Source organism: Arcobacter sp. CECT 8983 (genome assembly GCF_004118855.1).
In the GTDB taxonomy this organism is placed as follows: domain Bacteria; phylum Campylobacterota; class Campylobacteria; order Campylobacterales; family Arcobacteraceae; genus Halarcobacter.
In genome coordinates, this window is record NZ_PDKF01000008.1 from 320,176 (window position 1) to 334,436 (window position 14,261).

The window sequence follows — 14,261 nt, forward strand, 5'->3', positions numbered from 1 at the left end:
AGTCTCATATTATGGTTTTAAGCAAAAGGAGTAAATATGGAAATTGCTATACTGACCTTTGATGGATTTAATGAACTAGATTCATTTATAGCATTAGGTATTTTGAATCGAATGAAAGATTCTGGTTGGAATGTCCAAATAACAAGTCCTTCAAAATCAGTTACTTCTATGAATGGAGTTACTATTGAGTCTCAACAGCCTCTAGAATTTGCAAATAATGCAGATGTTGTATTATTTGGTAGTGGGTTATTAACCCGTGATATTGCACAAGATAAAGAAATACTTTCAAGATTAAAACTTAATCCTAAAACACAGTTAATTGGTGGCCAATGTTCAGGAACATTACTTATGTCAGTACTTGGATTATTAAATAAAGTACCAGCTTGCACTGATTTAACAACTAAACCGTGGGTTATTGAGTCTGGGGTAACTGTTTTAGAACAAGCATTTTTTGCAGAAGGAAATATTGCTACTGCTGGTGGTTGTTTATCTTCAAAATACTTAGCAACATGGGTTATTAGTAAATTATCAAGTATTGAAAATGCTGAATCGGCAATTCATTATGTTGCACCAGTGGGCGAAAAAGAAAGTACAGTGAAACACTGCATGTCTGTAGTTGGAAAATATCTTTAAAGATGGAAAAGGATGATTTAATTCTATACATTTTCTTGCAAATCAAATATTAAGTAATTGAATCGTTTTTTTCTTAATTATATTGCTATCTGACATATTTTTAAATATTTACAATAATTTATTATAAACTACTAATTAACTTTAATGATAAGTCATTTTAGATAAAATAATTTTAATAAAAATAGGAATAATTTATGTCAAATATATTAAAAGCATTAGTTAATATTGTTAATAATTATCAAGTTAATGTATCAAATGTAATAAATGGAAATAATAGAGCAAATAATATGGGAGAGGGACTTGAAACATATATCAAGGATGCTTTTTCAGGTACATTTTTAGAAGTAGATAAAAAAAAGAAAAAAGAAAAATTTAGAGATAACTTTTCTTATGAAGGTTCTAAAACTAGGATTCCTGATTTAATTTTAAAAAATGGGGATGCAATAGAAATAAAGAAAACTGAAGTTTTAGGTGACTTGCAGTTAAATAGTTCTCATCCAAAAGCTATATTAAAATCTAATTACAATCTTTCTGCTGAATGTAAAAATTGTGAAGAACAGCCTTGGATACAAAAGGACATTATTTATGCAATGGGGCATATCCCAAAAGACTCAAAAATACTAAAATCTCTATGGTTTGTATATGGTACTTGTTATGCTGCCAACGAAGAAGTATACAAAGAGGTAATTTCAGAAGTTAAAAATGCTTTAAAAAGTTCTGATAAATTGGATATTGACCTTGAGTGCAAAGAATTAGCAAAAGTAAAAAATATTGATTCTTTAAAAATTACATATCTCAGAGTTCGAGGTATGTGGGTTATAAAGCATCCTTCAAAAATTTATGACGATTTATATAAACAGACTAATGAAATATTTAGTTTAGTAGCTATTATTCCTATAGATAAGTACAATAGTTTTCCAAAGGAAGATAGAAATATTATCGAAAATATAGATTCAGTAAGCATCACAGATGAAAAAATATCAGACCCAAATAATGCAGCAAATACAATAGATATAAAACTAATTCTTTTTAAGGTTACACAATGAATATAATATCTTTATTTTCAGGTGCTGGAGGATTAGACTTAGGTTTTGAAAAAGCAGGTTTTAAAACTATATGGGCAAATGAATATGATAAAGAAATATGGGAAACATTTGAAAAAAACTTCCCTGATACTACATTAGATAGAAGAAGTATTATTAATATTCCATCAAGTGATATTCCTGATGCAATTGGTCTTATAGGTGGACCACCATGTCAAAGTTGGAGTGAAGCAGGAAAATCAAAAGGTATAAATGATCATAGAGGACAATTGTTTTTTGAATTTATTAGAGTTTTAAGAGATAAAAAACCTTTGTTTTTTTTAGCTGAAAATGTTTCAGGTATGTTAGCTAGTCGTCATAAAGAAGCCCTTGAAAATATTAAAAAGCATTTTACTGAAAGTGGTTATGATTTATCCTTTAAACTTTTAAATGCTCATGATTATAAAGTGCCACAAGATAGAAAAAGAGTGTTTTTTATTGGATTTAGAAAAGATTTAAATATAAATTTTAGATTTCCTTTGAAATTTCCTAAAAAAATATTTTTAAAAGATGTGATTTGGGATTTAAAAGATAATGTTGTATCTGCAAAAGATAAAAACTATACAAATGATAATTGTTTAATAGATAATCATGAATATATGACTGGTACATTTTCCTCTATGTTTATGTCTAGAAATAGGGTTAGAAGTTGGGATGAACCTTCATTTACAATTCAAGCAGGTGGAAGACATGCTCCTATACATCCTCAGGCTCCAAAAATGGAACTTGTTGAGCAAAATAAAAGAATTTTTGTACCGGGTAGTGAACATTTATATAGAAGATTAAGTGTAAGAGAATGTGCTAGAATTCAAACATTTCCAGATAGTCATAAGTTTTATTATAAGAACATAAGTGCTGGTTACAAAATGGTAGGTAATGCAGTACCACCAAATTTAGCATACTTTTTAGCAAAAAAGATAATTGAAGATTTAAGTAGTATCTATCTTAATAAATCACAGGAATTGACAACTGTACCTATTTCAAAGAATTCAAGTAATTATAATACATATATTCCTGATAAAAAGATTGTTTCTTCTCAGATGCACTTGTAATTTGACTTGATATATATAATATATTAATAAATCAAAACAATGTAAGGAAAAACATGAAAGTACATACCTCAAGAATACTGATTTTTATAACAATTGTAATACTTATTTTATCTGAATTATTTTCGCAAGTAGTTAATCTTTTTTCTATTTTGGGTGCTATTCTTGTAATTGTTATATATGGATATTGTGCTAAAATGGCTAGAAAAAGTACAAAAGCTACTATTTGGTTTCTTGTACCAACTATTATTTTTACATTCATTCCCTTAGTTATTAAGTTTTGGCCAGAAGAAAAACCTAATTCAATACTTGAATATACACTTTCATCGTTATTGAATAATATTCCATTGCTTGTAAGTTTTATTATTCCTATTATTTTACTTACAACAGTGTATTATGGTCTTAAAAAACATGAAGAGATTTAAAAACTATTATTTATTTTAGTGAGTGGTTTAATAAAAGGTGACACATTAACTATTCAAAACTATGGTAATGCTATGAATTCTTTTACATTCTTTTCAGAATATAATAATAAATACTATCTCTAGTTAAGGTTAACAAATAACATTAGTTTTTTTATGGAGGATTGAAATGGATTTAAACAATATTCTTACTTTTGTTGCAGTTGCAACTTTGTTGGTTATTTCACCAGGCCCAAATGGGTTCCTTATTGCCAAAACAGTTCCTTTGTCTGGTCATAGAGCAGGTTTAGCAAATGTTGCTGGCTTTGTTGCTGCATTTTATGTTCATGGAACTTTGTCTATATTTGGTATTTCTATTCTTTTAGTACAATCAGCCCATGCTTTTTTTATATTTAAAATGCTAGGTGCTACTTATTTGATTTGGATTGGTTTAAAGGCATTAAAAAATGCCATAAGTCAAAATTCAATGACAAAAAATAAACTTGCAGATAAACAGCAAAAATCAATATCAATAAAAGGTGCTTTTATTGAAGGCTTTTTGACTAACACTCTTAATCCAAAAGTCTCTATATTTTATCTTGCTGCTTTTCCTCTGTTTATACCTTTGGATGGGAGTGCCCTAAGTGCATATTCTCTTGTCACTGCTCATTCATTAGTGAATCTTGTATGGTTTTCAGCTATGGTATTTACTTTAAATAAAGTAAAAAGAGCTACCAACCACCCTAAATTTAAAATCTGGTTAAACTCAATAACAGGTATTGTATTTATTGGCTTTGGTACTAAATTAGCACTTACAAAAAATAGCTAATAAACAAATACATGAATAATTTTAAAACAATAAGGAAATAACAATTACAAAACAACAAAATCTAATAGAACAATCTCATTATCATTTCAAAATGTTTAAACCTTACGGTTGTGTAAGTCAATTTAGACCTAAACCAAGAAAAAACAAAAAGTTATTAGGTGACTTTTATAGTTTTCCAAAAGACACCATGGCAATAGGAAGACTAGATTTAGATTCAGAAGGTTTACTTTTACTTACAACTGATGGAATGGCTAGCTTTAAAGTTAGAGATAAAAGCATAGAAAAAGAGTACTATGTTCAAGTAGATGGAATTATCACTGATGAAGCAATACAAAAGTTACAAGCTGGTGTTGAGATTAGTATAAATGGAACTATTTATCAAACTCTTCCATGCAAAGCTTTTAAAATAGAAGGTGAACCATCTTTGCCTTCTCGTGGTCGAAATATTCGTAAATCAAAGCATGGACCAACTTCTTGGGTATCTATTACTGTTACTGAAGGAAAGTTTCGACAAGTACGAAAGATGACAGCCTCTACTGGTTTTCCTACTTTAAGATTAGTAAGAGTTCGTATTGGTAATATCCATATTGGAAACTTGCTTCCAGGTGATGTAATTGCCTTAGACAATCTAAATGAAGCACATACTTGCTAAAATAAGATTTAAAATTTTTAAAGGAATAGTATATGCAAGAAAAGGAACTAAATACTTTCATAAAAGAAAATTCACACTTAATACATGAATATATAAATAGTGTGATATTAAAAGATATAGGTACTATGTCTTATAACTTTTTTCTAAGATTAGTTGATAAATATTTTAATAAAGAAAATAAAAGAATTCCTTGTGATAACTTAACAGCTGATACTTTAGGGTACTTTCTTATTGCAGAAGTTTTGGGTGAAGCTAAACAAGCATTTCCATTTTTTAGAAAAGATACTCTTACTTTAGATTATATATTTAAAGATGCAAAGGTATATTTTAATCATGTAAAATTTACTATTGAAGGTAATACTTTCAATATCTATTTAATACAAACAAAAGCTGGGGTTAGCACATTAGATGAAGAGATAATAAAGTATTCAAAGCAATTTTCTATGAAAACCTCTGGTTTAGAAGAGTTTATAGCTAAAAAATCTAAGTAAAAAAAACATTATAAATATTATTAAGGATAATTTTGAACGAAAACATAATTTATGTATTTATTATATTAGTACTGTATGTTGCTTATAAAAAATATACTCAATACAAAGTATTAAAACTTGTTCCAACTTTACTTTTAAAAGGTGGACAAATTATTGATGTTAGAACTACAGAAGAGTTTAATACATCAAACAAAGAAGGAAGTATCAATATTCCAATCACTTATCTAGAAAGTAGAATGAAAGAATTAGATAAGACTAAACCTATAATTCTTTGTTGTGCTAGTGGAGGTAGAAGTGCTTTAGCAAAACGTACTTTAATATCAAATGGATTTGAAAATGTTTACAATGCAGGAACTTGGAAAACCCTTTTAAAGTTTTAATTTATTAATACAAAATACAGCATATAAAATTAGTTAGATTTAAGTTACATCCAATACAATATTAGAAATAACCTATTTGTTTTTTTGGTTCTAAATTTGTCTTCTAGGAATTTATTATGCAAAACTTTTTTCAACTTTGGAATGATTCAGTAATTACAAGTTTAGGCTTTTTTTGGATGGCTTTATGGGCTTTTATTTTAGGATATATAATTAGCAGTTTAATTCAAGTCTTAGTAACAAGAACGCGTATGCAAAAAAGTATGGGAAAAGATGGTGCTAAAAGTATTTTTCTTGGAACATTTTTCGGATTTCTGTCAAGCTCATGTAGCTTTTCAGCTCTTTCTACTACTCGTGCTATATTTAATAAAGGAGCAGGACTTGCACCTTCTGTAGCATTTTTATTAGCTTCAACAAATTTAGTTATTGAACTTGGGATGGTTATAGCTATATTTCTTGGATGGCAATTTGTTGTTGGTGAATATGTAGGTGGAATAATGCTTATTTTAATCTCATGGTTAATAATACGTATTACAAGACCAAAACGTTTAGAAGCTCAAGCAAGAAAAAAACTAGATAGTGATGAGGACGAAGAAGAGGAACAACTTAGTTGGAAAAAGAAAATCTTTAGTTTTAAAAGTTGGCAAAAAATAGGGCAAACATATGTCATGGAGTGGCAAATGGTTTGGAAAGATGTGCTTATAGGTTTTACAGTGGCAGGGATTATTTCTGCGATGGTACCAGATAGTTTTTTTCAAGCTTTATTTATAGGTTCAGGAAATGCTAATATGGCAAACCCTAGTTTTTATACAGTACTTATGCAAACTTTAGTTGGACCTATTGCAGCATTTTTTACATTTATTGGTTCTATGGGAAATATCCCTTTAGCAGCTGTTTTATTTGGTCAAGGTGTAACTTTTGCAGGTGTTATGGCATTTATTTTTTCAGATCTTGTTGTTTTTCCTGTACTTAGAATAAATGCAAGTTATTATGGATGGAAGATGGCTCTTTATCTTTTAGCAATTATGTTTGTTGGCATTATCATTTCAGCTTTATCTATGCACTATGCCTTAGTATATTTAGATTTACTTCCTGATTTTTCTAGCGTAATAGCTCCAAACGAACGTGAATATTTTAAATTTAATTATCAAATGGTACTAAATATTATATTAATACTATTTAATCTTTTACTTATTTGGTTCTGGTCTAAAAGCAATGGACAACATCAACATCATCATCATTCTGATTCAAGTTCAACAATTACAGAAAAAATTCAATATATTATAGTTATTCTTGCAATTGTATGGTTAATTGGTGGTTTGATAGTTTCTTTATTTATCTAGCTTGCTTTTAAGATATATACTATTGGTATTATAAATAACTATAAAATAGTGTTTTTGTTTGAAAGTTATTTAGTACTTTAAAGTTTTCACTTGTTTGATTGTTTGTATATACTTCATTAAAAACTTGACCTTGTGTATCCAACCAATCTTTTAATTCTTCAAGAGTTTTGTTTTCTGTATTATCTTGCTGTGTTTTTGAAACTTCAATAGATATGTTTTTGTAATCAACTTGATTTATCAAATTTAGTATATTTGATGTTTCAGTACTATCATTTTGTTCATTAACTTTGTTATAACTTTGTGTGAAAGAGAATGAAATATCAACGTTATATTTTCCATTTTGTGTTGAGATATTAAATGAGTTTGAAAAACCAATTTCTGTTTTATAGGTATTTCTTTCTTTTACTAAGTCATTCTTATTAGAATCTAAAAACTCTTTTACTCTTTGGGTTTGTTCTCCTGAATTAAGATCTTTGGCAAGACTTTCTATCTTTTCTTTGGCTTTATCAATACTGCTGTTATCTTTATTATGGTTAAATTTCCAAAAATCGGAATCTTCTAATGATGAACTTGAATAGGTATTTAAAATTTGTTCAAAAATCTTTTTTTCGATGAGCTTTTCTTCACTCATCTGTGATTCTTCAATATATTCTGTAGGAAGATTGCTTATTTCAATATTATTATCACTTTTTGTAATTCCTTCAAGTTTTTGAACTTGTTTCATTTGTTGAGTCATATCATTAGTATATTGTTGTAATGAGTCTAATTGATTTATAAGCATATTCTTTCCTTTTAAACTATTATTAAGAATTGTACAATAGAATTTATAAAAAAAAACTTATAAGTTTATAAAATATATTATCTTTGTAAATTTAAAGAATGTAATTTTTATTAAAGATAATTATAGAATAAGTGGTTAGAATTATGTCCTTATAAATAGGAGATAAGATTAATGAAATTAGATTTTAAATGGTCTCGACTGGAATCTTTAACTGCTTTGGAGTTATTTAATATAATAAAAGCACGTGAATCAGTTTTTGTAGTAGAACAACAATGCCCTTATCAAGAAACTGATGATATGGACCTTTATTCATGGCACCTTACTGTTTCATTACATGGAGAGTTAGCTGCTTATGTTAGAGTTGTTGATCCAGGAATTAAATATAAACAACCATCTATTGGTCGAGTAATGACTTTAGAAAAGTTTAGAAATTTAAAAATTGGACGTCCTTTGATGAATGAAGCTATTCGTTTTACAGAAGAGCAGTTTCCTGAGATGGGCATTAAAATCGGTGCTCAAGTTTATTTACAAAAATTTTATGAGTCATTAGGTTTTAAAGTTGTAGATGAACCATATGATGAGGATGGAATTCCCCATGTAGATATGATTAAAAATAACAATTATTAAAAAAGTATTTATTGATGTATTTGCTAAAATCTTTATTTGTATTTTTTGTTTTTAGTACTTTTCTTTTTGCCCAATGTGATGAATTAAATAATGCACGTTTTACTATTATTGAAAATAAAGTATTTGATAAGCAAACAAATTTAACTTGGATGCGTTGTAGCGTTGGTAGTAAATGGGAAAATAGTGTTGGATGTAATAAATATCCTCAAATTATGAGTTTTTATGAAGCAAATGATTTAGAAAAAAAACTAATAAATGGTTGGCGTATTCCTACTATAGAAGAGTTAAGAACGATTTTTGATGATAAGTGTGAAAAAAATGCTATTAATTCTCAATTGTTTCCTGATATAAAACTTTTATCTAACTTTACACCTTATTGGAGTTCTACTTCAGTAGATAATTTACCTAATCTTATATATTATGTAGATTTTATTAATAAAACAATGGATGTGCATAGTAAAGGTTTTTCAATGTTTGTTCGTTTAGTAAAAAGTGAAAAATGAAAAAAATTATTTGTATCTTTTTTTTATTCTTTAATACTACAATATATGCAAATAGTGAATTATATGAATCTGATTTATATTATTTAGAGAAAAACGAAGTATTATTATATAAAATTTTAAATTGGTGGAGCACTAAATCTCAAGAAAATAGTATTGAGTTTTGTTTTAATAACCTTAGAGTTAGAAGTAACAAGACTCTCAATTTAAATTATGATAAACAAACAAAAATATTAAAAATATATCTAAAAGAAAAGTTTGCTGATTTGATATCTGTTTTTGAAAATAAAAATACATATTTAAAAACTGATTATATAAATAGAAGCTATTTTAAAAATTTGAAATCAGAAAATATCAAAAGAATAGATATGATTAGTTTAAATAATATTAGTTTTAGTGAATATAAAAAGATAAAAAGTATGAAGAAAAGTATTGCTTTTGAACTTGAAGGAAAAGTTGCAGGATTATTAGCTTATACTGGAAAGCTTTCTTTTCATAAAGCTGGAGATTTTTTAAGAACTTGTCCTAATAACTCAAATGAAAAGTTTGATATTTCTTTTAAGCTTTTAAATATAAATACAAAAGAAATACTAATTAAGTATACAGAATCCTCTTCGTTTTGATGTTTATGAAAAGTTTGTTGATAAAGTTGCCTTTGAAAAACATCAAAAAAGAGTTAAAGCTTCTAAATGGGGTAATGTAACTGCAAATGTAACGCGTCATTATGAAATCATTGAATAAATAAAAACTCTTTTAAATATTTAGAGGTAAATGAATTTTCATTATTTAAAAAGTTTTTTAAATATCCTTGAAATAGTAGTTTACCACCTAAACTCCCACCTTTTACTCCAAGATCTATAATCCAATCAGCTTGAGCTATTATAGATAAATTATGCTCTAATACAATTAAAGTATGTCCTTGATTTATCAATTCTTTAAATAGTTTTATTAGCTTTTCAATATCTGCTTCATGTAATCCTGTACTTGGTTCATCTAAGATTATAATCTCATCTGATTTTTCACATAACATTTTTGCTATTTTTAGTCTTTGTAACTCCCCACCTGAAAAAGTATCAAGGGTTTGTCCTAATTTAACATAATTCAAATTTGCATTAATCATAGCTTCTAATTTGTTTTTGATTATTAAATTGTCAGAAAACATTTCATTTGCTTCTTGTACAGTTAAATCAAAAATCTCACTTATATTTTTACCTTTATAATAATATGAAAGTGCCACATCATTAAATCTTTTACCTTGGCATTTTTCACAAATTTGAGTTGAGTTTCCCAAATAAGCCAAGTCAAGTTTGATAAAACCTTTACCTTTACAAATATTGCATGCACCTTCACCTGTAGCAGAAAATATACTTGAATTTACAGAGTTTTCTTTACTAAATAACTTTTTTATCTCATTATATATATTCAAATATGTAGTTATATTTGAACGACTACTTGCATGGGGTAAACTTTGATCTAAAAGTGTAGCTTGTTTGTATTTATTTTTAAAAAGATACCGAATCAATGTACTTTTACCAGAACCAGCAACTCCAGTTACTAAAGTCAATGCATTTTTAGGAATCTTTATTGAAATATTTTTAATATTATTTTTTGAAACATTGTCAAGGGTATAAAAAGATGAGAATTTTTTTTCTTTTTCATTAATAGTGTGCTTTTTTAAAAAAGCTTTTGCAGTTATTGTATTTGATTTTAGTAACTCTTCATATGTGCCATAAAAAGTGATATTTCCTCCATTTACTCCAGCTTTTTCTCCAAAATTTATTATTTTATCAGATATTGAAATAATATCTTTATCATGATCAACAAATAAGATTGAATTTCCTTTGTTTTTAATCTCTTTAAATATATTACCAATACCTGTTATATCATATGGATGCAATCCTATAGTTGGTTCATCAAAAATATATAATACATCAGACAATGAGCTATTAAGATATTTTGTCATTTTAATACGTTGAGACTCACCTCCTGATAAAGTATTTGTACTTCGACTCAAACATAAATAATCTAAACCTACAGTTTGTAAACTTTTTAATTTCTTTTTTAACTCATTTAAAATAACACTTACTTCTTCATTTTTTATTTTATTTATAAAATCAAACAATTCATTTATAGACATATTTGAACAATCAGCAATTGATTTATCCATAATCTTTGCACTTAAAGCTCTTTTATTTAATCTTGTTCCTTTGCAACTAGAACATATATTTATAGTCAAAATATCATTTAACTCTTTTTTATATTTGTTTGTTTCTGAATTAATAAATGCATTTTCTATTCTAGGTACTACACCAATATAAGTAGCGGTCTTATGCCAATTTATTGTAGGTTTTGTAGGTTTCATCTCTTTTGAATATAAAAGTAAATCAAGCTCTTTTTTTGAATATTGTGATATTTTCTTATCATTGTTAAAAAATCCAGATTCAGTATATCTTGATAATCTCCAACCTTTCTTTTGAAAAGTTGGAAATAAAATTGCTCCTTGATTTAATGACTTTTCAAAATCAAACAATCTATTTATATCTATTTGTTTTACTTCCCCTAAGCCCTTACAAGAAGGACACATACCTTGTGTATTATTAAAAGAGTAATTCATAGAGTACCCAATAAATGGAATAGCAATTCTAGAAAAAAGTAGTCTTAGATTTGTATAAATATCAGTGATAGTTCCAACAGTAGATCTTGAATTACCTTCAATTCTTTTTTGATTTATTACCAAAGAAACAGGAAGATTAGAAATAGAATCAAAAGTAGGTTTTTTATATTTTGGTAATAAATCTTGAATATAACTTGAATATGTTTCATTTAATAAACGTTGGGATTCGCTTGCAATAGTATCAAATACAAAAGAAGATTTGCCAGAACCAGATACTCCTGTAACTGCAATTATTTGATTTTTAGGAATATTTATAGATATATTTTTAAGATTGTTAGTTGTTGCATTTTTAATAACTATATTTTTATTCATAGTTATTAACTCTTTTTTCTTTTAATGCTTTTGAAACTTTTAAAGCAAGTTCTTCAAATCTATCTTGTTCTTCTTTGCTTAAAGATTGAAGTGTAGTTTCATATAAGCAGTTATGTTCTTTTGATATATTGTCTAATAAATCTTTACCTTTTTTAGTAATAGAAGTATATAATTCTCTACCATCTAATTTATTTGGATATTGATAAATATAATCCAATATTTTTAGCTCTTTTAATGCTTTTGATAATTTAGTGCGTGATGTACCCATTGTAGTACTTAAAGTAGAAGGCAGAATCTCTTTTTGTTTATTTAACTGATATAAAATATCATATTGTAACCAAGAAATATTATCAGGATTGACCATATTTCTTTGGGCGACCATTTCACATTGCAAATCTATTAAAGCTGTTTTTAGTTTTTTCATTTATTACTCTTAAATATAATTTCTATTTAGAAATTATATTATAATAAAAATTATTTTAAGATTTAATATTTATAATGATTAAGAAAAAATATTAAAAACTTTGTTATACTTTTTTATTATATAAAAATAGGATATTAATGAAAAAGTTCTATATAGTCTTAGCTATACTGGGATTCATATTACCTTATACACAATTTATTTCATGGCTAAGCGTAAATGGATTAGATGTAGTATTATTATTCCAAGAAATTATAGAATCAAAGATAACTCTATTTGCTTGGATTGATGTTATTATTTCAGCTATTGTGCTGATTGTTTTTATTCTAATAGAAGGAAAAAAACAAAAGATGAATAAACTTTGGTTACCTATATTTGGGACTTTATTAGTTGGAGTTTCTTTTGGTTTACCTTTATTTTTATTTATGAGAGAGATTCAAATTGATAAGAATATATAATAAAAGATAAGAAAATGAAAAAAATAATACCCTTTGTAAGTGGATGTGATGAAGATGCTACAAAACTTTGGTTAGAACATTTACAAGAACAAATAAGTGAATACCAAGTAATACTTTTTGAAAATTTGACTCAAGAAGAAAAACTATCTGCAAATATTGCAATTGTAGCAAATCCTAATCCAAAAGATATAGCGCAATTAAAAAATTTAAAATGGATACAAAGTCTATGGGCAGGGGTTGAAAAACTTTTACAAGAACTTCCCCAAGCTTGCTTTAAAATAGTACGCATGACTGATCCTCAATTAGCCAAAACTATGGCAGAGTCAGTTTTAGCATGGAGTTTGTATATACATAAAGATATGCCACTATATTTGAAACAACAAAAGCAAAGATTATGGAAACAACATGTAGAAGTTCTACCAGAAGAAAGAAATATATTAATTTTAGGTTTAGGTAAATTAGGAAAAAAGAGTGCTGAAAAATTAAAAGAAAATGGTTTTAATGTATCAGGTTGGGCAAGAAGTAAAAAAAGTATTGATAGGGTTAATACTTATTATGGCAATGAAGGTTTAAATGAAGCCTTAATAAAAGCAGATATAGTAGTTTGTTTACTACCACTTACAAATGAAACAAGAAACTTACTTAACAAAGAAAAATTAGATTTACTACATAAAAAAGCTTCAATTATAAACTTTGCAAGAGGTGCAATTATAGATTATAAATGTTTGCTCGAAAAATTAGATAAAAAAGAACTTTCACATGCTGTTTTAGATGTATTTGATGTTGAACCACTTCCTTCTAACTCTTCTTTATGGGAAAATGAAAATATAACAATATTACCTCATATTTCGGCTCCTACAAATATGAAAAGTGCTTCAAAAATAGCTTCAAAAAATATTTGTGAATATTTTGAAAAAGGTATCATTCCAGATTTTGTAGATACGAAAAAGGGTTATTAAGGTATGAAAATTTCCTATCATCGTAGACGAAAGATGAAAACTAGACGAATAGCAATAAAAGAATTAATTTCTCAAGGTATAGAAGACCCAAAAGAGCTTGCAGCTAAGCTTAAAGTGACTGTTGCTACTATTAAAAGAGATTTAGAAGCTATGAAAAGCATGAGTGAAGAGGATTTTACTTTTCAAAAAAGACAAACTCCTCAAGAGATACTTGATAAAAAAGATGAAATTTTGCGAATGTTAGATGATGAAGATTATTATACAGAAAATGGGGATATAAATATAAGTAAAATTACTCAAGAACTTAAAACAAGCAGGGCTACAGTTATGTCTGTATTAAATGGTGAATAATAAAATTACAATTTGAAAAAGATATAGGAGAAAAATTGACTTTTTATAAGAAAGAAGATGAATTAGATTTAGAAATAGGGAATCGATATATTATTATACAACGAAGATATGAATTTATTGGTGCTTTTAATGATTTACTTATTGCAATCTGGTTTTTAATTGGAAGTATTTTCTTTTTGAATGATTCACTTATGGAAAGTGGTACATGGCTGTTTATAGTAGGGAGTGCACAGTTTTTAATAAAACCATTAATAAAAGTAGCAAGTTTAATTCATGTTTCTGGAATATACAAAGAAGAACAAGAAAATCAAAAAAATTAAA

19 protein-coding genes are annotated in these 14,261 nt (G+C 26.9%); 16 read left to right on the top strand and 3 right to left on the bottom strand.

Going from position 1 to position 14,261, the window contains the following annotated elements:
• Positions 1–36 precede the first annotated feature (36 nt).
• The 9 genes from CRV01_RS10525 (at position 37) to CRV01_RS10565 (ending at position 6,857) form a co-directional block, all read left to right on the top strand.
• Positions 37–633 (top strand): DJ-1/PfpI family protein, encoded by a 597-nt coding sequence (locus CRV01_RS10525; protein ID WP_129008168.1) that lies wholly within the window; start codon positions 37–39, stop codon positions 631–633.
• A 194-nt stretch (positions 634–827) separates the two neighbouring features.
• Positions 828–1,679: an NgoPII family restriction endonuclease gene (locus tag CRV01_RS10530; RefSeq protein ID WP_129008169.1), complete on the top strand. Its 852-nt coding sequence runs from the start codon at positions 828–830 to the stop codon at positions 1,677–1,679.
• Positions 1,676–2,767 (top strand): DNA cytosine methyltransferase, encoded by a 1,092-nt coding sequence (locus tag CRV01_RS10535; RefSeq protein ID WP_129008170.1) that lies wholly within the window; start codon positions 1,676–1,678, stop codon positions 2,765–2,767. The genes CRV01_RS10530 and CRV01_RS10535 overlap by 4 nt, the downstream gene beginning before the upstream one ends.
• A 53-nt stretch (positions 2,768–2,820) precedes the next feature.
• Entirely contained in the window at positions 2,821–3,189 is a 369-nt protein-coding gene (locus CRV01_RS10540) for a hypothetical protein (protein WP_129008171.1), read from the top strand.
• 166 nt (positions 3,190–3,355) lie between these two features.
• On the top strand, positions 3,356–3,994 hold the full coding sequence (locus tag CRV01_RS10545; protein ID WP_129008172.1) for a LysE family translocator: 639 nt from the start codon (positions 3,356–3,358) through the stop codon (positions 3,992–3,994).
• Between the two features lie 91 nt (positions 3,995–4,085).
• Positions 4,086–4,646: a pseudouridine synthase gene (locus CRV01_RS10550; protein ID WP_129008173.1), complete on the top strand. Its 561-nt coding sequence runs from the start codon at positions 4,086–4,088 to the stop codon at positions 4,644–4,646.
• A 32-nt stretch (positions 4,647–4,678) separates the two neighbouring features.
• The gene (locus CRV01_RS10555; protein ID WP_129008174.1) at positions 4,679–5,137 is read left to right on the top strand and encodes a hypothetical protein; all 459 of its coding nucleotides are present in this window, start codon (positions 4,679–4,681) and stop codon (positions 5,135–5,137) included.
• 32 nt (positions 5,138–5,169) lie between these two features.
• On the top strand, positions 5,170–5,517 hold the full coding sequence (locus CRV01_RS10560; RefSeq protein WP_258238389.1) for a rhodanese-like domain-containing protein: 348 nt from the start codon (positions 5,170–5,172) through the stop codon (positions 5,515–5,517).
• 116 nt (positions 5,518–5,633) lie between these two features.
• Positions 5,634–6,857 (top strand): permease, encoded by a 1,224-nt coding sequence (locus CRV01_RS10565; protein ID WP_129008175.1) that lies wholly within the window; start codon positions 5,634–5,636, stop codon positions 6,855–6,857.
• A 28-nt stretch (positions 6,858–6,885) separates the two neighbouring features.
• Here the strand turns inward: CRV01_RS10565 and CRV01_RS10570 are convergent, their stop codons facing one another.
• The gene (locus CRV01_RS10570; protein ID WP_129008176.1) at positions 6,886–7,638 is read right to left on the bottom strand and encodes a hypothetical protein; all 753 of its coding nucleotides are present in this window, start codon (positions 7,636–7,638) and stop codon (positions 6,886–6,888) included.
• A 171-nt stretch (positions 7,639–7,809) separates the two neighbouring features.
• On the opposite strand from CRV01_RS10570, the gene CRV01_RS10575 reads away from it, so the two are divergent.
• The 3 genes from CRV01_RS10575 to CRV01_RS10585 are packed head-to-tail and all read left to right on the top strand — an operon-like array spanning position 7,810 to position 9,388.
• Positions 7,810–8,265, top strand: coding sequence for a GNAT family N-acetyltransferase (locus CRV01_RS10575; RefSeq protein ID WP_129008177.1), 456 nt, complete (start codon positions 7,810–7,812; stop codon positions 8,263–8,265).
• Between the two features lie 14 nt (positions 8,266–8,279).
• The gene (locus CRV01_RS10580; protein ID WP_129008178.1) at positions 8,280–8,768 is read left to right on the top strand and encodes a DUF1566 domain-containing protein; all 489 of its coding nucleotides are present in this window, start codon (positions 8,280–8,282) and stop codon (positions 8,766–8,768) included.
• On the top strand, positions 8,765–9,388 hold the full coding sequence (locus CRV01_RS10585; RefSeq protein ID WP_129008179.1) for a hypothetical protein: 624 nt from the start codon (positions 8,765–8,767) through the stop codon (positions 9,386–9,388). Before CRV01_RS10580 ends, CRV01_RS10585 begins: the two co-directional genes overlap by 4 nt.
• 107 nt (positions 9,389–9,495) lie before the next feature.
• Here the strand turns inward: CRV01_RS10585 and CRV01_RS10595 are convergent, their stop codons facing one another.
• Both CRV01_RS10595 and CRV01_RS10600 read right to left on the bottom strand, forming a co-directional pair.
• Positions 9,496–11,751: an ATP-binding cassette domain-containing protein gene (locus CRV01_RS10595; RefSeq protein ID WP_129008180.1), complete on the bottom strand. Its 2,256-nt coding sequence runs from the start codon at positions 11,749–11,751 to the stop codon at positions 9,496–9,498.
• Complete coding sequence (locus CRV01_RS10600) at positions 11,744–12,175, bottom strand: MarR family winged helix-turn-helix transcriptional regulator (RefSeq protein ID WP_129008181.1); 432 nt, start codon at positions 12,173–12,175, stop codon at positions 11,744–11,746. The genes CRV01_RS10595 and CRV01_RS10600 overlap by 8 nt, the downstream gene beginning before the upstream one ends.
• Before the next feature lie 137 nt (positions 12,176–12,312).
• Here CRV01_RS10600 and CRV01_RS10605 point away from each other — a divergent pair, with 137 nt between their 5' ends.
• The 4 genes from CRV01_RS10605 to CRV01_RS10620 are packed head-to-tail and all read left to right on the top strand — an operon-like array spanning position 12,313 to position 14,260.
• Positions 12,313–12,630 carry a DUF2834 domain-containing protein gene (locus CRV01_RS10605; RefSeq protein ID WP_129008182.1) on the top strand — a complete coding sequence of 106 codons (318 nt, stop codon included), beginning with the start codon at positions 12,313–12,315 and terminating at the stop codon, positions 12,628–12,630.
• Positions 12,631–12,644: 14 nt separating this feature from the next.
• The gene (locus tag CRV01_RS10610) at positions 12,645–13,589 is read left to right on the top strand and encodes a glyoxylate/hydroxypyruvate reductase A (protein ID WP_258238390.1); all 945 of its coding nucleotides are present in this window, start codon (positions 12,645–12,647) and stop codon (positions 13,587–13,589) included.
• Between the two features lie 33 nt (positions 13,590–13,622).
• Positions 13,623–13,940, top strand: a complete 318-nt coding sequence (locus CRV01_RS10615) for a hypothetical protein (RefSeq protein WP_258238391.1) — start codon at positions 13,623–13,625, stop codon at positions 13,938–13,940.
• Between the two features lie 35 nt (positions 13,941–13,975).
• Positions 13,976–14,260, top strand: a complete 285-nt coding sequence (locus CRV01_RS10620) for a YrhK family protein (protein ID WP_129008184.1) — start codon at positions 13,976–13,978, stop codon at positions 14,258–14,260.
• The last annotated feature ends 1 nt before the right edge of the window (position 14,261 follow it).